The following is a 22,612-nucleotide window of genomic DNA, read 5'->3' as shown; positions in this document are numbered from 1 at the left end:
GATTAGTTGGTCCACTGAAATGGCATTTTTGCCACAAGCATTGATTTGTCGATGATTTTTATTTCCAGATCAACGATGGATTGCAATGCTTTATAGTCAATTTTATCGGCATCATCGCTGGCCATATGATAGTCAGGGTGTCCGCCGGTATGGAAGAACAACACCGGAATATCTTTTTTGTAAAACGATGTTTGATCTGATCCGCCGTTGCCATCTTTGCTCGTGTAAAATTTGATGTCGCTGGTAACGCCGTCAAAGATCTCGACGAATGCTGGGCTAGTGCCATGGCCAATAATGGCCAAGCCATTTTCAGGCTGATAGCGGCCAATCATATCCATATTGAGCATCCAATGAATTTGATTCAACGGAATGGTAGGGTTTTGTGTGAAATGCTTGGAACCTAACAAGCCCAGTTCTTCAGCGCCAAAGGCAATGAAAAGCAGGTTGAAGGATTCTTTCACTTCGTTCTGGCTATAGTGACGCGCCAGCTCTAGCAACCCGGCTACGCCGGATGCGTTGTCGTCTGCGCCATTATGGATCTCGCCAATATGCAACGTGTCGCGCGAACCACCGATTGTGCCGTGACCCAAATGGTCATAATGTGCTCCGATCACGATCGTCTTCGCAGCACCATTATCCAGAAAACCAATAATATTCGCTGCTGCGCGTAATGAATCTGTCACGGGTACACGCGTAATTTTTGCCGTGAAATCTTGGCGGTAACCATCAGTGCCTTTCGGTTGTAAACCGTAATTTTTGAATGCCGCTTCGATATACTGCGCTGCTTGTTCTACTTGTGTACTACCTGTTTCGCGACCTTTCATTTCGTCCGAAGCCAGATAATAAATGTGTTGTTTCAAGATCGCTTTGCTCGATTGGGCTAGTACAGCAGGTGTGCCCAACAGTACGAAGAGTGCCATCATCCAGAAAGCGTAGCGAGAAAAAGACATAGGATATTCTTTAGGTATTAGATGGAGTTTTCGGCAGTTATGGTTTTCTTCTGTTCTTTTTGGTCATCTTCCTCTTTGAAATATCTTTTTTGAAAGATCAAGATCAGGAAAACGCCAACCGATATCGCCGAATCGGCGATATTAAATACAGGGCTAAAGAAGAGGAAATTCTCACCGCCCCATACTGGAAACCAAGTCGGGAACGTGCCCTCAAAAAGTGGAAAGTACAACATGTCTACCACTTTGCCATGAAACCACGAAGCGTAACCGCCGCCCGCAGGGAATAGTTCCGCTTTCTCGTAAAAGGTGCTTTCACTAAAAATACGGCCATAGAAAACACTATCAATAATGTTGCCCATAGCGCCTGCCATGATCAAAGCAACATTCAGGATAAATCCTTTGTGGTAGTTGTTTTTGATCATGTGGTGCAGACCATAGCCGATACCGCAGATCGCTGCAATACGAAATAAGGTAAGTAAAAGCTTGCCATAGTCGCCACCAAACTCCATTCCCCAAGCCATGCCATTGTTTTCGATGAAGTGGATGAGAAACTTATCACCTAGCACAGGGATATCCTGTCCGATAGTCATACTCAACTTCACCCAAAATTTGGAAAGTTGGTCGATCAATAATACCCCAAAGATTAATAGTAACGGACGCGAGTAGGCTTTCATGTATATGTACAAAACAGTAAAACTGTCCAAATATAGGAGTCTACTTTGATAATAAAGTACCCTCCGGCTATTTGGACAGTCTTAAATTGTAAAATTAATGTCTAGTATTGCTTGTTTTTTGCTTCGATACTCAATGTCGTATGTGGCACTGCCTTCAAACGTTCCTTTTGGATCAGCTTGCCAGTCTCACGGCATACACCATAAGTTTTATTCTCGATACGCACTAAGGCAGCTTCTAAGTTGTCAATAAATTTCTTTTGACGGGCAGCCAACTGATTGATTTGCTCTTTCTCTAATGTGGCAGATCCATCTTCTAAGGTTTTGTACGTACCGGCGGTATCGTCCGTACCATTCGCATTGCTATTGCTTAACGATTTGGTCAATGAGGAAAGCTCCTCTTTAGCTACGCGAAGTTTTTCAAGAATAATTGCTTTAAACTCTTGAAGTTCCGCGTCGCCATAACGTGTTTTTTCAAATTTTTCCATAATTTAATTTTTTTCAACCAATAGCAATAAATTCTTTTCGTCTATCTCAACGCTGTCTCCTACAGAAATACTGCCAAAGTTGAGGGCGTCAGCTAAAATCTCGGTGCAAATATACGACAAATTATCGGTAACCGCTTCGCGGATTTCCGTATTGTCGCTGATAGTCACTTGGATACGGTCTGTGACTGCAAATCCCTTATCCTTGCGAATATTTTGAATTCGATTGATTAATTCGCGAGCAAGACCCTCTTTGCGCAATTCTGGCGAAATATGCACATCCAATGCGACGGTCAATCTGCCTAAGTTAGCCACTTGCCAGCCTTCCACGTCCTCCGCAATAATTTCTACATCTTCCAACGTAATGGTGTATGGTAGGTCATTCAAAGCCAGCTGATTGTTGGTTTCCAGCTCCTGAATGTCGGCCGCGCTGAAAGCTTGAATTGCTGCAGCCACAGGCTTCATATCCTTGCCTACCTTAGCGCCAAGGGCTTTAAAATTTGGTTTAATTTTTTTCTTGATAATACCGGTGGTGTCTGTGATGAAATTTATTTGCTTGATATTTGTCTCCGACAAGATTAATTCCTGTACTTTCTCCACTTTCGCTTGGAAAGCACTGTCCAATACCGGTAGCAAAATCTTTTCTAAAGGCTGACGCACATTGATGCTCGTCTTCTTACGCAATGACAATGTCAGTGACGAAATGTCTTGTGCCAAACGCATACGCTCTTCTAAGTCGGTATCAATCACCTCGGTGCTGAAGGTAGGGAAATCAGCCAAATGCACAGATTCAAATGATTCCTTTTTCGTAGCATTGTTCAGATCCAGATATAAGTTATCCGCGAAGAATGGTGCAATTGGAGCGATCAATTTAGACAACGTGTCCAAACAAGTGTACAATGTTTGGTAGGCCGAGATCTTATCTGCACTGTAATCTCCTTTCCAGAAACGACGACGGCACAAACGCACGTACCAGTTGCTTAGATTTTCATCCACAAAGGTTTGAATTGCCCTCGCAGCTTTGGTTGGCTCGTATTCGTTGTAGTATGTATCCACTTCTTGCGTCAAGCTATTTAGTAACGATAATACCCAACGATCAATCTCCGGACGTTCGGCTAAAGCGATATCTGGCTCGCTGTACGAGAATTTGTCTATGTTCGCATATAATGCAAAGAATGCATAGGTATTGTAGATCGTTCCGAAGAACTTACGGCGTACCTCATCCAAACCTTCTTCATTGAATTTAAGGTTTTCCCAAGGTGATGCATTGCTAATCATGTACCAACGCGTGGCATCAGCGCTGTATTTTTCTAAAGTGCTGAATGGATCGACGGCGTTGCCCAATCGTTTGGACATTTTGTTGCCATTTTTGTCCAATACCAGACCATTGGAGATGACATTTTTGAATGCGACCGAATCTTTGACCATAGTCGAGATCGCATGCAACGTAAAGAACCAACCGCGGGTCTGATCCACACCTTCGGCGATGAAATCTGCTGGGAAAGCATTCAAGAAATCTGGGCGGAATGGCATGTCCTCGCCAGCAGCCAATTTCTCCTGATCCAATCCCCATTGGGCATATGGCATCGCACCCGAGTCAAACCATACGTCGATCAGATCTGGCTCGCGGAACAATTTCTGTCCGCCATCAGATACCAATACGATATCGTCCACGTAAGGACGGTGCAGATCCAGCTCTTCTGTGCCGAATTTATCCAAATAAGATTGGTTCACCGCTTTCTCCTCGTCAGAAAGTGCAGCCGATTGTACAGCATCTTCCAAACGCGATTTTAGCTCTGCGATCGAACCGATACAGATTTCTTCATTCTCATCTTCACTACGCCAGATCGGAAGCGGCGTGCCCCAATAGCGCGAGCGCGATAGATTCCAATCCACCAAATTTTCCAACCAGTTGCCAAAGCGACCCGTTCCGGTTGATTCTGGTTTCCAGTTGATGGTTTTATTTAGTTCTACCAAACGATCTTTTACGGCCGTGGTGCGGATGAACCAACTATCCAACGGATAGTACAAAATCGGCTTGTCGGTGCGCCAACAGTGCGGATAAGTGTGTTCGTATTTCTTAACGTCAAACGCTTTATTTTCTTCTTTCAGCTTGATCGCTATAAGTACATCCGTTGGGCGGAAATCTTTATCTGCACGCTCCTCGGCGCTGTAATATTCTTCTTTCACGAAGCGACCGCCGAAGTCGGTGATTTCTTTGACAAAGCGACCTGTACGATCTACCGTTGGTACGTCTTTGCCGTTTTCATCTTTTACCAAGATGGCTGGTACGCCGTGCTCTTTAGCTACCCGAAAATCGTCTGCACCGTAAGTAGGTGAGGCGTGTACGATACCGGTACCATCTTCTGTCGTAACGAAATCTCCCGGAATAACACGGAAACCCTTTTCGATCAACTCATCAGAAGTGATGTACGGCATCAATTGATGATAACGTAATCCTACCAGTTCCTCGCCTTTGAAGTTGGCTACTATTTCCCAAGGAATGATTTTGTCGCCTAACTTATAATCTTGAAACGACGCATCTTTCCCTTCGGCTTTGAAATGCTTGTTGATCAAGTTTTGTGCGAGCACAACAGATACGGGCTCGCCGGTATATTGATTGAAAGTGCGCACTTTGACGTAGTCAATGTTTTTGCCAACGACCAAAGCTGTGTTGGAAGGTAAAGTCCATGGCGTAGTTGTCCAAGCGATGAAAGCGACATCTTCTTCGGGAGTTTCTACCAAAGTGCCGATCAACGGATGCACCTGTCCTTTGTCTAGTCTAAATTGAGCGACAATGGTGGTGTCTTTCACATCCTGATATGTGCCCGGTTGATTAAGCTCGTGGGAGCTCAAACCTGTACCGGCCGCAGGCGAATACGGTTGGATCGTATATCCTTTGTATAAATATCCTTTTTTGTACAGTTTCTGCAATAGAAACCACAGCGTCTCGATGTAGCTATTTTTGTAAGTGATGTACGGATTTTCCAAATCAACCCAGTAACCCATCTTCATCGTTAGGTCGTTCCACACATCGGTGTAGCGCATCACTTCGTTGCGACAAGCTTCGTTATATGCTTCTACGGTGATTTTTTTGCCGATATCTTCTTTGGTGATGCCTAATGTTTTTTCTACCGCCAATTCGATCGGTAGGCCATGCGTATCCCATCCGCCTTTACGCTTTACCTGAAAACCTTTTAATGTCTTGTAGCGGCAGAATATATCCTTAATCGCCCGCGCCATTACGTGGTGGATGCCGGGCATCCCATTCGCCGATGGAGGACCTTCGTAGAAAGTATAAGGCTTGCTGGCAGGGCGGTTCGAAATACTTTTTTCAAAGATTTTATCCGATTCCCAACGCTTCAATACTTCCTTACCGATTTCGGGTAGATTTAGTTGTTTATATTCTTTGTACATGACTTGTATTATCAGTTTTTAAAGGTCGCTAATTTACATATTTTCGCCGAAAGGATGAACCTGCATTCCAGATCGTTGAAATATCATTTTTAAGTGGATGCGAACGTTGTTTTGAGAGAGAAAAAGAGAATTTATATCATGGAGCGTCTTGTTCGAACAGATGTTGAATATTACGCACGAATTTGAGACGAGCTTTATATAAATACCCTGATTGAAAAAGGCATTTATTCTTCCCTTAAGCAGGTAGAATAAACGCCTTTAATTGCTAGTTCACTCCAAAGAGTGGTATATCAAATAGGATGCGCTAAGAAAGTACTAAGCGGAGAATGAACTTCCGCAACCACAGGTGCTCGAAGCATTCGGGTTGTTGAAAGTGAATCCTCTGGCATCCAATCCGTTCTTAAAGTCTACTTCCATACCAGCAAGGTACAATCCATGTCCTTTGTTCATAAAAATACGGATGCCTTCAATATTGTATTCGCTATCGCCTTCCTTTTTTTGGTCGAAGCCCAAAAGGTAGCTCATGCCCGAGCATCCGCCGCCTTCTACACCTACGCGCAAACCAAAATCAGGACTAATCTCTTGCTGATCGATCAGTTTTCGTAATTCTTTTATAGCTCCTTCCGTCAACGTAAGAGGTGCCGGAGCTACTATACTTTCTGTACTCATAATCCTTACCTTTTAATCTTTAATCCTTAACAAAAATACACATTTTTTAATACAATATTTTGGATGCTATGTTTTTGACAATAGGGCTACATTTCAAAGATATCGTGCCTGCATTGATTAGATCATTAAAATAGCACTAGATTTTAGATAAGTTCTTAAATAAGAAGTATATTTGCTCACAATTATTAAAAGAGTAAAATCTACTAAAATTTACATACAATATGGAAAGAGATCAGGCTATATTTAATCTGATAGCGGAGGAGCTAAAACGTCAAGAGGAGGGTATTGAATTAATTGCCTCAGAAAACTTTGTCAGCAAGCAGGTGATGGAAGCTGCTGGTTCCGTTTTAACGAACAAATACGCAGAAGGCTTACCGGGAAAACGTTATTATGGTGGCTGTGAAGTGGTTGACCAGATTGAAGATATCGCTATTGATCGTGCTAAGCAACTTTTCGGTGCACAATGGGTGAACGTTCAACCTCACTCTGGAGCGCAAGCAAATGCTGCTGTCTTTTTAGCGATCCTTAAGCCGGGTGATAAGATCTTAGGTTTTGACCTTTCTCATGGTGGTCACTTGACACATGGTTCTCCAGTAAACTTTTCAGGTAAATTGTATGAGCCACATTTCTATGGTGTCGTAAAAGAAACAGGGTTGATCGATTACGATCAATTGGAGGAAACAGCGCGCCGCGAGAAACCAAAAGTAATTATCTGTGGTGCGTCTTCGTACTCACGCGATTGGGATTATGCACGTATTCGCAAAGTAGCGGATGAAGTGGGCGCTTTAGTGGTAGCCGACATCTCGCATCCAGCTGGATTGATCGCGCGCGGTTTATTGACCGATCCACTTCCACACTGTCACATCGTAACCACGACAACGCACAAAACATTGCGCGGGCCACGTGGCGGTATGATCATGGTTGGACAAGATTTTGAAAATCCTTGGGGAATCAAAGGACCTAAAGGCGATGTTCGTACGATTACACAATTATTAGATCTTGCAGTATTCCCAGGTACACAAGGTGGTCCATTGGAGCACACGATCGCAGCTAAAGCAATTGCCTACGGCGAAGCATTGAGCGACTCATACATGGATTATATCGTGCAGGTGAAGAAAAATGCCGCTGCCTTGGCCAAATTCTTCGTAGAGAAAGATTATCACATCATTTCTGGCGGTACAGACAATCACTTGATGTTGGTGGACCTTCGTAACAAAGATATCTCTGGTAAAGAAGCCGAAGCAGTATTGGGCAAAGCGGGTATCACCACCAATAAGAATATGGTTCCTTTTGATACGCGTTCTCCATTCGTTACCTCAGGCGTGCGTTTTGGAACAGCAGCGATCACAACTCGCGGTATCAAAGAGCAAGAAATTGTTCAGATTGGTGAATTGATCGACGAGGCATTAGTAAATGCTGGAAATGATACACAATTAGCTGCTATTCACGGTAAAGTAGTAGAATTGATGGGTCAATTTCCATTGTACAAATAAATACATCAAAATAGATGATATGAATAGCTCCACTTTGAAAAAAGTGGAGCTATTTTTGTAGCAATGCTTTGTGAATAAACGTTAAAAAGAACAACAAAATGTTTGAATAGTCAGATATTTTGATTCAATTTGATAAACACTAATACGGACTTCGCCTATCGAAACAAGACTACGCAAAAAAGGACATATAACTCTTAGTACTTAGGAGACCATTATGAAAATACTAAAAAAATTGAGTGATCAAGAGTTGATCCAAGCGTACGTTTCGGGTGATGAAAGAGCCCTTCAGGTTCTTTTAGAACGACATAAATCAAAGATTTATACGTCGATCTACCTTCAGGTCAAAGATGATTTTTTGGCGGAAGATATTTTCCAAGAAACTTTTATTAAAGTAATTAACACGCTTCAGGCGGGTCGTTATAATGATGAAGGTAAGTTTTTGCCGTGGGTAATGCGTATTGCCCATAATATGGTCATCGATCATTTCCGGAAGGAGAAGCGAGCACCATCAGTGGTGAATAATGATGGATTTGATATTTTTGAGGTACTTCAATTTTCGGATGACAACGCCGAATCTAAGTTGGTCAAAGATCAACGTGATCTAGATCTTAAGAAATTGATTCAGCTACTGCCTGACGATCAAAAGGAAGTATTGATCATGCGTCACTTTTGTGATATGAGCTTCAAGGATATTGCGGATGTAACCGAGGTGAGTATCAATACGGCATTAGGCCGGATGCGGTATGCCTTGAGCAACCTGCGCAAGATGATCGAAGATCATCAGATGATATTGCAAACGGGATAGTATATAGCCTATTTAGGCTTTACTATCCCGTTTATTTTTTTTTGGTTGTATGACTCCCGGTTTAGAAGTTGGTGTTTTCTACTTCTGCTGCCGATTCTTCTACCTTCTCTTTTAGATCTGCTTTAAAAGCGATCAGTTTCTCTGCCACATTTGGATCGGCAATAGCCACCATTTGCGCCGCCAGAATTCCTGCATTTTTTGCGGCATTCAGCGCCACTGTAGCCACAGGTATGCCATTCGGCATTTGTAAAATGGATAAGATAGAATCCCACCCGTCAATCGAGTTCGAAGATTTTACCGGAACACCAATAACAGGTAAGTGCGTAATCGAAGCGACCATGCCAGGCAAGTGCGCCGCACCGCCAGCTCCAGCAATAATGACTTTCAGGCCGCGTTCTGCGGCAGCATTCGCATAATCAAACATACGCTGTGGCGTACGATGAGCAGATACTACGGATACTTCAAAAGGGACATTTAAATGTTTCAATACGTTGATCGCATCTTGCATCACCGGAAGATCAGATTTGCTCCCCATGATGATCCCAATTAGCGGATTATTTGTACTCATTATGCTATTACTTTTAAGATTGATTGGACTTTACGGGCATTTGCGATAGCTGTTTCGCGATCTTCGTTTACGATGCAGACGTGGCCCATCTTGCGAAATGGTTTGGTTATTTTCTTTCCATAAAGATGCACGTATACGCCCTCTATAGCAAGAATATCTTCTACGCCTTCATATTTTGCCAAACCTTCGTAGCCATCTTCGCCTAATACATTGATCATGACGGCATGTTGAAGATTGTCTGTATTGCCTAACGGCAAATTGAAAATCGCACGCAAATGTTGATTGAATTGAGAAGTAACATTGCCTTCAATGGTTTGATGGCCACTGTTGTGTGGTCTCGGAGCCAATTCGTTGACTAGGATCTCGCCTGTCTTCGTCAAAAACATTTCTACTGCTAGCAAGCCGACTATTTGCAAATCGTTGGCAATCTTTTTTGCGATCTCTTCGGCCTCCGCTTGTATCTCTTCGGAATAGGTAGAAGGAGAGATCAGAAATTCTACTAGGTTGGCTTGTGGATTGAATTCCATCTCTACCATCGGAAATGTGCTCACATCGCCATGGTCATTGCGCGCGACAATAATGCCGATTTCCTTTTCGAAATCTACCATTTTTTCAATGATAGAAGGTTCGGAGAAAGCGGTTTTGTGATCGGCAGCGCTATTTATTTTCTTAACCCCTTTACCGTCGTAACCGTCTTTGCGGAGTTTTTGGATGTAGGGGAATGACCAGTCGATTTGTTGCAAGCCTTCATTGGCCGATACAAATTGGAATGGTGCGGTAGGGATATCGTTTTGTTTGAAGAATTGTTTCTGCAATCCTTTGTCCTGAATCAAGCGAATCACGCGTGATTGTGGATACACTAAGACGCCTTCGTCTTCTAATTTTTCTAAGGCATCTACATTGACTTTTTCGATCTCGATAGTGATCATATCAAGGCCTTTACCAAAGTTGTACACCGTGTCGAAGTCTGATAATGAACCTACTTCGAAGTGATTGCAGAGTCGTTTGCAAGGGGCATTCTGGTCGGGATCCAACACGTGAATACTCACGTTGTAATTAATCGCGTCTTGGATAAGCATGCGGCCTAATTGGCCACCGCCCAGAATACCCAAACGTAAGTCCCCATAAAAATCTTTTCCCATATTATGTGTTTGCTACTGCTTGCGGGAAGATATTTTCCTTCAGCAGATTTTCTTTTTCTATTATTTTCTGTAATTCTAAAAATGCGCCAATGAGTGCTTCCGGCCTTGGTGGACAACCTTGTACATACACATCGACTGGAATGATTTTGTCCACACCTTTCACCACATGATAACCATGTTGCCAGTAGGGTCCGCCGCAATTGGAGCAAGAGCCCATTGAGATCACGTACCGCGGCTCGGGCATTTGCTCGTATAATTTTTTGATCCGGTCAGCCATTTTGAATGTCACGGTGCCAGCGATAATCATCACATCCGACTGTCGTGGCGAAGGCCGCGGAAACACTCCTAAACGATCCAAATCGTAGTTTGCTGCCATAGCACCCATCATTTCGATCGCACAACAGGCGATTCCGAAGCTAAGTGGCCAAAGGGAAGAAAGTCGAGCCCAATTTAATAGGTCGTCCATCTTGGCGATCATCACGCCGCCTTGTTGTCCTGCTTGCTCCATACTTGTTAATCTTTAGCTTTTTTGAAACGAGGTGTAAAACCAGGCTTAGCGGAAGCCGCTTTCTCGATCTTCGCCGGTTCGATCTGCTCTGCAGTAGTTTGCTGATAGCTGCGTACAGCGTATGTTTTTTGGTTAATGGAATCGTAAGCTGATGCCGGAATAGGCACATCCACGCGCGGAATCTGTGTCTTCGGTTTGATCCAATTAAGATCTCCATTTTTCCAAACGTACACCAATCCGACGACCAAAATACCGATAAAGATCGCCATTTCAATCAAAGTAAACCATCCCCATCGTCCGTCCCAAGCAATAAATTCGGCATTGCCAAAAACGGTTGCCCACGGAAAGATAAAGATCAGCTCGACATCGAAAAGTAAGAAAACTAAGGCGACGACATAGAATCTTGGATTGAATTGAACCCAAGAAGTGCCGAGTGCTTCTTCACCACATTCGTACGTACTTTGCTTGATTGGATTAGGTTTCTTCGGAGAGATCAGCTTCGCTGTGAAGATGGTACCACACACCAAAATAAGGCCTACTATCGCAAGAGATAGTATTTTTCCATATTCTGATAACTGTGCGGGGTCATCCATACTACAAAGTTAAGGAAAATGTACTTGTCCAAGAAAAAAAAGAAATGTATCCCGTTTTCTTAGAAAGGTTTGCCTGGAGATTTTGGTATATTGCGCATCATCTTAGCCATCATTCCTGGATTAGACATTTGTTTCATCACCTTACGCATATCACCAAATTGCTTCATTAGCTTATTGACCTCGTCGATATTCGTGCCCGAACCTTTGGCGATTCGTACGCGTCTTTTCTGATCAATAACGTCTGGATTCTGACGTTCGTATGGTGTCATTGAATCGATGATCGCTTCGATAGGTTTGAAAGCGTCGTCCTCGATTTCAATGTCTTTTATAGCTTTTCCAACACCCGGGATCATGCCCATCAGGTCTTTCATATTACCCATTTTTTTGATCTGTTGGATCTGGGATTTGAAATCGTTGAAATCGAATTTATTCTTGCGAATTTTTTTCTGAAGTTCAGCAGCTTCTTTTTCGTCAAATTGCTGTTGTGCACGTTCTACTAAGGAAACCACGTCACCCATACCCAAGATACGGGAAGCCATACGATCGGGGTGGAATACATCTAGCGCTTCCATCTTCTCGCCTGTACCGATAAATTTGATCGGCTTGTTGACGACAGATTTAATCGATAACGCTGCACCACCACGTGTATCACCATCTAATTTGGTTAAGACGACACCGGTGAAATCCAAACGATCGTTGAACGCTTTTGCGGTATTTACGGCATCTTGTCCGGTCATGGAATCAACTACGAACAAAATTTCGTGTGGTTGTGTCGCTTCTTTAACGGCCGTGATCTCGACCATTAAGGCCTCGTCAATCGCCAAACGACCAGCCGTATCGATAATCACGACATTATTACCATTGCGTTTTGCTTCGGCAACACCGGCTACAGCAATGGCAATCGGATCTTCGGATGCACGGTCTACGTAAACAGGTACGCCGACTTGCTGTCCTAATACTTCTAATTGATCGATCGCTGCCGGACGGTATACGTCACCCGCTACCAACAATGGTTTCTTACCTTTTTGTTCGCGTAGAAAGTTGGCTAGTTTTCCAGAGAAAGTAGTTTTACCCGCACCGTTCAATCCAGCGATCAAGATAACCGTTGGATTTTTGGTGATCTCTAATTCCGTTACTGAACCACCCATCAGGTTGGTCAATTCGTCGCTCATAATCTTGGTGAGCAACTGACCAGGGGAGATGCTGGTTAATACATTTTGACCTAATGCTTTCGTTCTTACTTCGTCGGTAAAAGATTTAGCGGTTTTGTAGTTCACATCGGCATCCAACAATGCCTTCCGGATCTCCTTCATGGTCTCGGCCACGTTGATTTCCGTAATGTTACCTTGTCCTTTAAGGACTTTAAACGCTCTGTCTAATTTGTCTTGTAAGTTTGAAAACATAATCCTGTATTATCCGCAATATGATACGTAGTGCAAATCTAACAAAAAAAGCCGGAGCAATGCCCCGGCTTTATAAATTTTATACGCTTTAGTATACTTAGTCTCTACGTCCAAAAAGGATGTAAGCGTAGTACAATAAAGTAGCTAATGATGCTAATGCTGCAACCACGTAAGTCATAGCGGCCCATTTCAAAGCGTCTTTTGCGCCATCATGCTCTTCTGTGCTGTGTGTGATATTTGCACCATCTAACCAAGCTAATGCGCGGTTTGAGGCATCAAATTCTACTGGAAGCGTTACAAAGCTAAACAATGTGGTAAGCGCTAAAGCACCAACACCAATCGCCAATACCCAAATGTTTCCAGAAAATGCCATCAACAATATACCTCCCAATAGTACCCAGGTAGTCATGCGGGAAGCAATGCTCACAATCGGTACTAATGCCGAGCGAAATTGTAACCAAGAGTACGCAGTAGCATGTTGTACAGCGTGTCCACATTCGTGTGAAGCTACCGCAGCAGCAGCCACGCTACGACCGTGGTATACTTCTGGGCTCAAGTTTACTGTTTTGTTGGCCGGGTTGTAGTGATCCGTCAATTGTCCTTCTACCGAAATGATTTCTACATCCGTCAATCCGTTGTCGCGCAGCATCTTTTCTGCTACTTCGGCACCTGATAAACCCGATGTAAGGGGCATTTCCGAGTACTTCTTAAATTTACTCTTGAATCGATATTGTACGATCCAGCTGATTACGGCAATTCCTATAAAAATAATCCAATACATATTCTTTCGTCTTAATGTCTACTGAAACTTACTCAAAAAATATTCCAATCCTCCGAATAAGCTAAATATAGTATTTCTGTCTTGTTTATTTTGAAAGCACTGCAATTATGGCAGTAGAATTACGATTTAGCTAAGTTGCGTTGTACGTAATCGTAACTTTTCTTTATGCTCTCAAATTTGTTAGGCATGTAGATCTCATCTTGTTCTACAAAAGCATATTTCAACCCAGATTGCTCATCGAAGCGGATGATATTGGCAAAGTCAATACTGCCAGATCCCACTTCGGCGTATTTGATCTGTTTGAATACTTCGCCAAGATCCATTGGCTCCCGTTTCCCCGTGCGTGGATTTACTTCTGGAGTTACCAAAGGATCACTAAAGCTACGATCCATATCTTTTACGTGCCACATCGGGAAACGGTTCGGATACTTTTCAAAATAGGTTTGTGGTTTTTCACCCGCTTTCACGGCCCAGTAAAGATCTAATTCGAAGTCCACCAATTCAGGATCAGTGAAGGCAATCAAGATATCTAGTCCTTTGGTGCCATTGCCAAAAGGTCTAAATTCCCAGAAATGATTATGATAGGCCATCTTGATGCCTGCTTTCTTCGATAATTCACCCGCAGCATTGAGCTGTTCTGCGAAAAACTGATAATCAGACGCGGTCAATTTATTGAGATCGTTCATCGGAGGAACAGGAGCAACAATGTACTCTTGACCTAGTGTATGTGCAATCTCGATGTATTTATTGATGTCTTCGGGTTGTGTGCTTCCTTTTGTCAGGTAATTGCTGAGGTCATAATGCCCGCTGTGGGTTTTCAGGTTATTATCTTTCAGGATATTGACTAAATCTGCTACCGGAATTCCCCAAAAGCTACTATTGCCCGTATTGACACCAAAAGTTTCGACGTGTTTGTAGCCCACCTTTGCTACATTTTCTAAGGTATCTTTGGCATCTTTATCCAATAGATCACGTAGTGTGAATAATTGAATCCCAATATTTTTGAATGGCGAACCGGTAACGTCCTCTGTGGAGCTACAGGATAACCAGTGCGGAGCCAACGCTGCGGCCGCTAAGCCAAGACCAGAGTGACGTAAGAAGTTTCTGCGATTGATAGATTTCATGGTATGTGTTTGTGTTGGGTTTATTGTTGTGGTTATACCAAAAATAAGAAAGGATTTCTATAAACTAGAAATCCTTTCTTATTTTTTTGATAGAGCGGTTTTTATACCGTCATCACATCTTTCTCTTTCAGATCAGCCAATTGATCTACTTTAACGATATAGCTGTCGGTTAGCTTCTGTACTTCGGCTTCACCTGTTTTGATCTCGTCTTCTGAAACGCCGTCATTTTTCAATTTTTTGATTGACTCGTTGGCATCTTTACGAATATTACGGATTGACACGCGACCACGTTCTGCTTCTTCTTTTACTTTTTTGACTAAATCTCGTCTTCTTTCTTCGGTAAGAGCTGGTACAGCTAAGCGAATCACGATACCATCATTCTGTGGATTCAAGCCTAGATTAGCATCGATGATAGCTTTCTCGATAGCACCAATTAAAGACTTTTCCCATGGCTGAACGACAATCGTACGAGCATCAGGCGTGTTGACATTACTTACCTGCGCTAACGGTGTAGCAGCACCATAATAATCCACGAAAACACCATCTAACATACCTGGAGAGGCTTTGCCTGCACGGATTTTTGTCAACTCATTTTCGGTATGTGCTACCGATTTATTCATGCTGTCTTTGCAATCGTCTAATTCGAAAGAAATTAACTCATTCATATCTTGATAATCTTTATTAACTAACTATGGTGCCGATGTCTTCGCCTTCAGCCAATTTTTTAAGGTTTCCTGCTTTGTTCATGTCAAAAACAACGATGGGAAGGTTGTTTTCTTGGCACAGGGTGAATGCCGTCATATCCATCACATTCAATCCTTTCTCATAAACCTCTGTAAAGGAGATTTGTTCGAATTTCTGTGCATTAGGATCTTTCTCTGGATCGGCAGTGTAAATGCCGTCCACACGTGTTCCCTTGAGTACCGCATCGGCATTGATCTCAATGGCACGTAGGGAAGCTGCAGTATCAGTCGTGAAATAAGGGTTTCCGGTTCCTGCTCCGAAGATCACAACACGCCCTTTTTCGAGGTGACGTACGGCACGTCTACGAATGAATGGTTCGCAGATTTGCTCCATTTTGATGGCCGTCAGCAAACGGGTTTTCATACCGTTTTTCTCCAGCGCATCTTGCAAAGCCATACTGTTGATTACTGTGGCAAGCATGCCCATATAGTCTGCCTGTACACGATCCATTCCAGCTTTTTCCGCGCTTAGTCCGCGGTGAATGTTGCCACCACCGATCACGATAGCGACTTCCAATCCCATGCTGTGAATTTCCTGAATGTCTTTGGCGTATTGTTGGACACGATTGATATCAATACCGTAGCTTTGCTCTCCCATCAAAGCTTCTCCACTTAGTTTTAGTAGGATCCGTTTGTATTTCATATGTGTTTTTTGGAGTGTTTCCAAAAGCCAAATATAAGACAATTTTGTCGGCCAACGACCTTTATTCTGCTTTTTTCACGCGGGCTATGACCTCATCGTAAAAACGCTCGTAATGTGGAACGATTTTGCAGATCTTAAAATCCTCTGCTCTGGTTAGTGCATTTTCTTTGAATTCTGCCAATCTAGCATCATCTTCTAGGATATGAATACCTTGTTTTGCCATACCTTCCACGTCACTTACATCGCTCATGTAGCCGCTAAAACCGTCGATGTTGAGCTCGGGCAAACCACCCGTGTTCGACGAAATAACGGGCACTTTGCAAGCCATTGCCTCCAAAGCTGCCAAGCCAAAGCTCTCGGATCCAGATGGCATCAGGAATAAATCGGCAATAGAAAGTATTTCCTCAATGGCGTCTTGTTTTCCTAAGAAGCGTACGTGTTCCCAAACATTGAGTTGGCGCGCCAATTCTTCCGAATTGCGTCTGTCTGGTCCATCACCTACCATGAGTAGTTTGCTTGGAATCTTCTGATTGATTTGTTCAAAAATCCGCACCACATCACCCGTATGCTTTACTTTGCGGAAGTTGGATGTATGAACGATGATGCGCTCATCGTTTGGCGCGATCGCTTTCTTGAAATGTTCGTGGTTCTTACTGTGAAATCTGTTAAGATCGATGAAGTTTGGAATCACTTCGATATGATTGGTCACGTCAAAATAATCCAAAGTCTGTTGCTTCAGATTTTCCGATACCGTGGTTACACCATCCGACTGGTTGATGGAAAAGGTGACTACCGGACTGAAACTTTTGTCTTTGCCGACCAAGGTAATATCTGTGCCATGTAAGGTCGTCACGACAGGAATCTTAATGCCGTAAGTCGCCAAAATTTGCTTCGCCATAAATGCGACAGAAGCATGTGGAATAGCATAATGTACGTGCAATAAATCCAACTTCTCGTAGCGCACCACGTCTACCAGTTTGCTGGCTAACGCGGTCTCATACGGCGCATAATCAAAAAGGGGATATTGCGACATTGCCACCTCGTGATAAAAAAGATTTTCTGAGAAAAAATCTAAACGTGCCGGTTGGCTATATGTGATAAAGTGTATCTCGTGTCCGCTGGAAGCTAAAGCTTTACCCAGTTCGGTAGCTACTACACCACTACCTCCGAAGGTAGGGTAACAAACTATTCCTATTTTCATCTGTTGTTTTCGTCTTCCTAAAATTAAACTTGGTCAGGTAGATGTACCAGTATGATTGTTCTCTTCATAGCTGGTGTATGGGTGCTTGCCTGATGAGGCAAAGATAAGGAGGGTTTTATAATTGTTTTGCAATAATTCTATGGCGGAATGTTATATTTACATCAATGGATAAGGAGGAATTGACAAAGGAAATTTGGTTTAAGACAGCCCGATCGGGTGGAGCTGGCGGCCAAAACGTCAACAAGGTGGAAAGCAAGGTGATGCTCTTTTGGGACGTCAATAATTCCGGTGCTTTCGACGAAATGCAGAAGAATAGGATCTTGTCCGGTTTGTCTAATCGTATTTCGAGTGAAGGCATTCTATTGTTGGAAGCTTCACAAAGCAGAAGTCAGCTAGAGAATAAAGAGGCGGTGATAGCACGCTTCTTTCAATTGCTGGCAGAAGCCCTAAAACCCATCAAAAAACGTGTGCCCACACGTATTCCCAAATCCAAAATACTTCAACGCTTGGATCGTAAAAAGAAACAGTCGGAGAAAAAACAACAACGAAAACGGTGCGATTTGTAAAATATTCTCGATAATGGGACGTTATAGTTTTAGTGTAGCTGATGTAGCTATCTATGAACTAACCTAAATCCTATCTAAATGCGTTTGTCCCTCGTTTTACTTTTGGCTATTCTTCCCGCAATAGTTTTTACTTCTTGCAGAAGTTATGAATTCTCTAAACATGGCTTCATGGTAGAGAATGACCCAAATTACCATAATGTGCGAAGTCATTTGAGTGTTGCTGCAGATGCGGAGAAAATAGATATGGATGAGCTGGATAAAGAAAATGTACAGGCACTGAGATCTTTTGGCATCAAGCCAAAGCAAGTCGAATTGCTTTTTGTCACGCATTTACCTACAGATAGCTTAGTAAAAGTGATTGGATGGCAATCCGAAGACAGTACGCGATCTTTTTCTAATTATTTAGCGCAAACATCGAAAAATCATCGGTATTGGTACAAGAAAAAACGCTCTAAAGGGCAGCATTTGGTGCATGCTGTTTACCAATCACCGAACGGGCCGCAGGTCGGCTTAGTGTTTAGCAGTCCGAATGCGTTAAATGAAGCAGACATTAATCAATTTTTAAATCGGGATGTGCGATTTAGTCGCGAGCTATTTCCAGACCTTACGGCTGTCGATTGTGTGCCGGAAAATCAGATTGGCTGGGGAATTGATATCCCAGCCGAATTGGTGCGCAATGAACATACTTTGCTGAAGATCTATAGAGTAGGAGATCAGGAAGAGCAATTGATCTTATATACCTTACGTAACCCGGGAGAATTCTACTACACGGCCTTTTCTGTGTGCAAAGATGCGACGTACAAAGTGGTTTACAGTGATCTGCAACACGGAGAAATCTGGTCTACACAGATGCACACCGACGACATCATCGAGCAGGATCGATTACTGATGGAAGAGATGGGGTATCAGTAGTATAATTTTTGTTCCGCGTCGTCAGAAACAGTGCAGCAAGTTTAATATCTTTACTAACAACAATAAGCAAATAGAATTATGATTTTAGAAGTAGCAGTACTAGAAATTATCGAGGGACAGCAAGCCAATTTTGAAAGAGATTACAAAACGGCTTGCCAATATATTAGTGCAAGTAAAGGATATATCACGCATTCACTGCGCAAATGTATCGAAAGAGGTAATCAGTACATTCTTTTGGTAGAATGGGAGACATTGGAAGATCATACCATTGGTTTTAAAGAATCTCCATTATTCAAAGAGTGGGAAAAACTATTGCACCATTACTACGATCCATTCCCTACGGTGGAGCATTACGAAGAGTTAAAATAATAGCTTTTTCTTCTTTCTGCGGATAATCTAGTATTTTTGTAGATATTTTAATCGACTTTTAACCGCTGTACGGCGAAAGGCTGTACAGCATTAAACGGCATCATATGTATACAAAAGAAAAAGCAACGGTCAATAGCTTCACGGTAGATCATACCAAATTGAAGCAAGGAATTTATGCGAAAGCTTCTCCTACCGATAGTAGCAAGCTAGAAACTTATACCACATACGACATTCGTATGATCAGACCTAATTCGCCGGAACGCATGTTGTCTCCAGAAGTGATGCACACGTTGGAACATTGCTTCGCGACAGAAATTAGGACGATTTTAGGTGATGAAGTCATCTATGTTGGCCCAATGGGCTGTTGCACCGGTTTTTATGTAGTATTGGCTGGCACAGCGCGCACGCCACAGCAAGTAGCTGAACTGATGCAAGAGGTATTAGAAATCGTATTGGAGGAAGGCTATGAAGTGCCGTTTCAAAATCCGATCAGCTGTGGCAACTATACCTTTATGGACTTCCCAGCATCGAAAGAAGCTGCCGCAAATTTTCTGAATTTGATCAAGGCAGGAGAACTAGAATTTGAGTACCCTTATATTGACGAGAATTAAATGATCCTTCATCAGGATATCGAAACCATTATCTTGGTAGCCAATAAGAGCGAGCTATCATTCACGACAACTGACAAATCCACTTTCATTTATGAAATCGGTGTAGGTAAAGTCAATGCGCTGCTGTCGCTCGCCACCTTGTACGAAGACATCAAGGAGTTGGGCATTGCGCCTTTACTATTAAATGTAGGCACGGTGGGCTCTACCAGACATCCAGTTGGTCATGTGCTTTATCCTGCTTATTATGCGCAAGGTGATGCCTATACGGATGGTTTTTTCTTAGAAAACACGTTGTTTCTGCGTGGACAAGGTCTGATTGAATCTATTCCGATGGATGAGTTCCCATACGAAGAAGCGCTATTGACATCCGATCGATTTATTAATGTCACAACGGCATTTTATCAAGATATTAAACATTTTGATCCTTTGGCATTTGATATGGAAGGCTATGCGCTGGCGAGCTTCTGTTATCAGAAAAATTTACCCTTTCACAGCATCAAGATTGTTTCCGACAATTGTGATGGTACGGTGAAAGATTGGGAAAGCATTCTGAGCGAGATTTCCGGCAGATTAGGCAACATTCTCGATCAGTTTATGCGATCATTGGATCAAGGGAAAATGGCAACATCCAGCGTTTTCTAGCTGCTGTCTGGCATTTATATCATCTTATTTTCAAACACAAAAAAAAAGGTTCATCCGACAGATGAACCTTTTACAATTATATATACCTCCCTTATTGGATGGTTATTCTTGGATACCTTCCAGCTTAAATAAGAAAGCATATTCTAAGGCCAAATCTTTTAGGTAATCGAATCGACCAGAAGCACCTCCGTGCCCATATTCCATATCCGTTTTTAGCAAGACAACATTACTGCCTTTTTTCGTAGCACGCAATTTCGCCACCCATTTTGCTGGTTCGAAGTATTGCACTTGGCTATCATGTAGTCCGGTCGTCACTAACAAGTTCGGGTATTCTTTGGCCTCAATATTCTCATAAGGTGAATACGATTTCATGTATTGATAAGCGGCTTGCTCGTTCGGATTTCCCCATTCATCGTACTCATTCGTGGTTAATGGAATAGTTTCATCCAACATCGTAGTCACCACATCGACAAAAGGCACTGCCGCGATAACGCCATTCCATAAGGTTGGCGCCATGTTGATGATCGCACCCATCAGCAATCCGCCGGCGCTACCACCACTAGCATAGAGATGTTCGGTCGAAGTGAATTTTTGATCGATCAAAAACTTTCCGCAATCGATGAAATCGGTGAAGGTATTTTTCTTCTTCATCATCTTTCCATCTTCATACCATTGGCGCCCCATTTCTTCGCCACCGCGGATATGCGCTATGGCAAAAACAAAACCGCGATTCAATAAGCTTAAGCGTGTAGAGCTAAAGGTAGGATCCATGGATGAACCGTACGAACCATAAGCATACAATAACAATGGCGCTTCACCATTTTGCTTAAATCCTTTTTTGTACACCATAGAGATTGGCACTTTAGTGCCATCCGTGGCGGTCGCAAAAATACGCTTGGTTTCATATTTTTCCGGATCATAGCCGCCCAATACTTCCTGTTGCTTTTTCAAGTCTTTCTCCTTGCTACGCATATTGTAGTCGTAGGTCGAGCTTGGTGTCACCATAGAAGTATATCCATAGCGTAAGATTTCGCTATTGTACTCGGCATTAATGCCCGAATAGACGGTATAAGCCTCTTCGCCAAAATCCAAGTAATGTTGTGTGCCTGCTTTTAAATCGTGCACCGCCAATTGCGTTAATCCGTTCTTTCTCTCAGATACGACCATGAAGTCTTTGAATTCTTCCACGCCTTCCACCAGCACATCTTTACGATGCGGAATGACGACCTTCCAGTTGGCTTTTTCGGTCTTATCTAATGGTGTTTCCATCACCTTGAAGTTTTGTGCATCTTCATTGGTGACTATGATAAATTTATCTTCCAACGGTGTGACACTATACAACACATTTTTCTGGCGCGGTTGGAAAACTTTAAAATTACCTTGCGGTTCGTTGGAAGGTAAGTAACGCATCTCCGAGCTCAAGGTACCGCCCGAGTAGATCATGATGTAAGCGCCGTTCTTCGATTTGGATACCCCAATATAATTGGTTTTGTCTTTCTCTTCGTATACAACCACATCTGCGGCCTCAGCAGTGCCTAAGGCATGTCTTTTAATCTTTTCAGAAAGCAAGGTTTTTGGATTCTGAGCAGTGTAGAAAATTGTCTTGTTGTCGGTTGCCCAAACGATACCGCCCGAGGTGCGATCAATACGATCTGCATAGACCTCACCTGTTTTTAGGTTTTTGATCTGCACGGTATATTCTCTACGAGACACAGTATCTACGGCATAAGCCAATAGGTTATTGTCTGGACTGATCGACGTAGCGCCCACGGCGTAGTAAGCATGGCCTTCGGCCATTTTATCCACATCCAGCAACACTTCTTCTTTGGCATCTAGCGATCCCTTCTTGCGGCACAATTTGTAATATTGCTTGCCTTCGTCCGTGCGACGGTAGTAATAGTAGCCATCTTTCAGGTAAGGCACGCTCTCGTCTGCTTCTTTGATTCGGCCTTTCAGCTCCTTAAACAATGATTCCTGAAACCCTTCCGTGTCTTTCATCATTGCTTGCGTATAGATGTTTTCTGCGTTCAAGTAAGCGACTACCTTGGCCGAATCTGGCCCTTCCTTGAAATAATCGTTCAGCCAGTAGTAATTGTCAATCACCGTGTCGCCGTGGATAGCGCGCGTATAGGGATTGATCTCCGCTACCGGTGCTTGTACATCGTTTGGCCACTGAGGCGCATTTTTCTTTTTGTCTGAGGTTCCGCAGGATCCTGCGATAATAGTAAGTGCAATCAAACTAAATGATGTTTTAAATTTCATGTTTATTTCAATTAGGATAACATTGTCTTGGTATGCCTGATGATTTTTCCACCT

General features: G+C 42.9%; 23 protein-coding genes. 7 read left to right on the top strand and 16 right to left on the bottom strand.

Annotated elements, in window-relative coordinates:
• Positions 1 to 2 precede the first annotated feature (2 nt).
• The 5 genes from DC487_RS11825 to DC487_RS11805 all read right to left on the bottom strand — a co-directional run bounded on the left by DC487_RS11825 (position 3) and on the right by DC487_RS11805 (position 6,192).
• The gene (locus DC487_RS11825; RefSeq protein WP_207774404.1) at positions 3 to 950 is read right to left on the bottom strand and encodes a M20/M25/M40 family metallo-hydrolase; all 948 of its coding nucleotides are present in this window, start codon (positions 948 to 950) and stop codon (positions 3 to 5) included.
• A gap of 17 nt (positions 951 to 967) precedes the next feature.
• Positions 968 to 1,624: a lipoprotein signal peptidase gene (locus DC487_RS11820; protein ID WP_116776180.1), complete on the bottom strand. Its 657-nt coding sequence runs from the start codon at positions 1,622 to 1,624 to the stop codon at positions 968 to 970.
• Positions 1,625 to 1,725: 101 nt separating this feature from the next.
• Positions 1,726 to 2,109, bottom strand: a complete 384-nt coding sequence (locus DC487_RS11815) for a TraR/DksA family transcriptional regulator (RefSeq protein WP_206367770.1) — start codon at positions 2,107 to 2,109, stop codon at positions 1,726 to 1,728.
• Between the two features lie 3 nt (positions 2,110 to 2,112).
• The gene (gene ileS / locus DC487_RS11810) at positions 2,113 to 5,523 is read right to left on the bottom strand and encodes an isoleucine--tRNA ligase (protein WP_116776178.1); all 3,411 of its coding nucleotides are present in this window, start codon (positions 5,521 to 5,523) and stop codon (positions 2,113 to 2,115) included.
• Between the two features lie 315 nt (positions 5,524 to 5,838).
• Positions 5,839 to 6,192 (bottom strand): HesB/IscA family protein, encoded by a 354-nt coding sequence (locus DC487_RS11805; RefSeq protein ID WP_066755066.1) that lies wholly within the window; start codon positions 6,190 to 6,192, stop codon positions 5,839 to 5,841.
• Between the two features lie 221 nt (positions 6,193 to 6,413).
• Here DC487_RS11805 and DC487_RS11800 point away from each other — a divergent pair, with 221 nt between their 5' ends.
• Positions 6,414 to 7,685: a serine hydroxymethyltransferase gene (locus DC487_RS11800; RefSeq protein WP_116776177.1), complete on the top strand. Its 1,272-nt coding sequence runs from the start codon at positions 6,414 to 6,416 to the stop codon at positions 7,683 to 7,685.
• A 214-nt stretch (positions 7,686 to 7,899) separates the two neighbouring features.
• On the top strand, positions 7,900 to 8,490 hold the full coding sequence (locus tag DC487_RS11795) for an RNA polymerase sigma factor (RefSeq protein WP_116776176.1): 591 nt from the start codon (positions 7,900 to 7,902) through the stop codon (positions 8,488 to 8,490).
• Between the two features lie 61 nt (positions 8,491 to 8,551).
• On the opposite strand, the gene purE is transcribed toward DC487_RS11795, so the two are convergent.
• The 10 genes from purE to bshA all read right to left on the bottom strand — a co-directional run bounded on the left by purE (position 8,552) and on the right by bshA (position 17,196).
• Complete coding sequence (purE, locus tag DC487_RS11790; protein WP_116776175.1) at positions 8,552 to 9,058, bottom strand: 5-(carboxyamino)imidazole ribonucleotide mutase; 507 nt, start codon at positions 9,056 to 9,058, stop codon at positions 8,552 to 8,554.
• Complete coding sequence (locus DC487_RS11785) at positions 9,058 to 10,200, bottom strand: 5-(carboxyamino)imidazole ribonucleotide synthase (protein ID WP_116776174.1); 1,143 nt, start codon at positions 10,198 to 10,200, stop codon at positions 9,058 to 9,060. Before DC487_RS11785 ends, purE begins: the two co-directional genes overlap by 1 nt.
• Position 10,201: 1 nt before the next feature.
• Positions 10,202 to 10,708, bottom strand: coding sequence for an NADH-quinone oxidoreductase subunit B (locus tag DC487_RS11780; RefSeq protein WP_116776173.1), 507 nt, complete (start codon positions 10,706 to 10,708; stop codon positions 10,202 to 10,204).
• A gap of 5 nt (positions 10,709 to 10,713) precedes the next feature.
• Positions 10,714 to 11,301: an NADH-quinone oxidoreductase subunit A gene (locus DC487_RS11775; RefSeq protein ID WP_116776172.1), complete on the bottom strand. Its 588-nt coding sequence runs from the start codon at positions 11,299 to 11,301 to the stop codon at positions 10,714 to 10,716.
• Between the two features lie 59 nt (positions 11,302 to 11,360).
• Positions 11,361 to 12,704 carry a signal recognition particle protein gene (gene ffh / locus DC487_RS11770; RefSeq protein ID WP_116776171.1) on the bottom strand — a complete coding sequence of 448 codons (1,344 nt, stop codon included), beginning with the start codon at positions 12,702 to 12,704 and terminating at the stop codon, positions 11,361 to 11,363.
• Positions 12,705 to 12,801: 97 nt separating this feature from the next.
• Positions 12,802 to 13,485 (bottom strand): zinc metallopeptidase, encoded by a 684-nt coding sequence (locus tag DC487_RS11765; RefSeq protein ID WP_116776170.1) that lies wholly within the window; start codon positions 13,483 to 13,485, stop codon positions 12,802 to 12,804.
• A 119-nt stretch (positions 13,486 to 13,604) separates the two neighbouring features.
• Positions 13,605 to 14,609 carry a sugar phosphate isomerase/epimerase family protein gene (locus DC487_RS11760; protein ID WP_116776169.1) on the bottom strand — a complete coding sequence of 335 codons (1,005 nt, stop codon included), beginning with the start codon at positions 14,607 to 14,609 and terminating at the stop codon, positions 13,605 to 13,607.
• A gap of 101 nt (positions 14,610 to 14,710) precedes the next feature.
• Entirely contained in the window at positions 14,711 to 15,274 is a 564-nt protein-coding gene (gene frr, locus DC487_RS11755) for a ribosome recycling factor (protein WP_116776168.1), read from the bottom strand.
• Positions 15,275 to 15,290: 16 nt separating this feature from the next.
• Positions 15,291 to 15,995, bottom strand: coding sequence for a UMP kinase (gene pyrH, locus DC487_RS11750; RefSeq protein WP_116776167.1), 705 nt, complete (start codon positions 15,993 to 15,995; stop codon positions 15,291 to 15,293).
• 61 nt (positions 15,996 to 16,056) lie between these two features.
• A complete protein-coding gene (gene bshA / locus DC487_RS11745; protein ID WP_116776166.1) occupies positions 16,057 to 17,196 on the bottom strand; it encodes an N-acetyl-alpha-D-glucosaminyl L-malate synthase BshA in 1,140 nt (379 codons plus the stop codon).
• 164 nt (positions 17,197 to 17,360) lie between these two features.
• On the opposite strand from bshA, the gene arfB reads away from it, so the two are divergent.
• The 5 genes from arfB (at position 17,361) to DC487_RS11720 (ending at position 20,296) form a co-directional block, all read left to right on the top strand.
• Entirely contained in the window at positions 17,361 to 17,762 is a 402-nt protein-coding gene (gene arfB / locus DC487_RS11740) for an alternative ribosome rescue aminoacyl-tRNA hydrolase ArfB (RefSeq protein WP_116776165.1), read from the top strand.
• A 168-nt stretch (positions 17,763 to 17,930) separates the two neighbouring features.
• Positions 17,931 to 18,674 carry a hypothetical protein gene (locus DC487_RS11735; RefSeq protein ID WP_116776164.1) on the top strand — a complete coding sequence of 248 codons (744 nt, stop codon included), beginning with the start codon at positions 17,931 to 17,933 and terminating at the stop codon, positions 18,672 to 18,674.
• Between the two features lie 78 nt (positions 18,675 to 18,752).
• Positions 18,753 to 19,043: an antibiotic biosynthesis monooxygenase family protein gene (locus DC487_RS11730; RefSeq protein WP_116776163.1), complete on the top strand. Its 291-nt coding sequence runs from the start codon at positions 18,753 to 18,755 to the stop codon at positions 19,041 to 19,043.
• A gap of 104 nt (positions 19,044 to 19,147) precedes the next feature.
• Positions 19,148 to 19,654, top strand: coding sequence for an S-ribosylhomocysteine lyase (locus DC487_RS11725; protein WP_116776162.1), 507 nt, complete (start codon positions 19,148 to 19,150; stop codon positions 19,652 to 19,654).
• Positions 19,655 to 20,296, top strand: a complete 642-nt coding sequence (locus DC487_RS11720) for a 5'-methylthioadenosine/S-adenosylhomocysteine nucleosidase family protein (protein WP_116776161.1) — start codon at positions 19,655 to 19,657, stop codon at positions 20,294 to 20,296. It abuts the gene before it with no gap.
• A 102-nt stretch (positions 20,297 to 20,398) separates the two neighbouring features.
• On the opposite strand, the gene DC487_RS11715 is transcribed toward DC487_RS11720, so the two are convergent.
• Complete coding sequence (locus DC487_RS11715) at positions 20,399 to 22,558, bottom strand: S9 family peptidase (RefSeq protein WP_116776160.1); 2,160 nt, start codon at positions 22,556 to 22,558, stop codon at positions 20,399 to 20,401.
• Positions 22,559 to 22,612 lie beyond the last annotated feature (54 nt).

This window comes from Sphingobacterium corticibacter, from assembly GCF_003076635.1.
Taxonomy (GTDB): Bacteria; Bacteroidota; Bacteroidia; order Sphingobacteriales; family Sphingobacteriaceae; genus Sphingobacterium; species Sphingobacterium corticibacter.
This window is presented reverse-complemented; position numbering and strand designations above follow the sequence as displayed.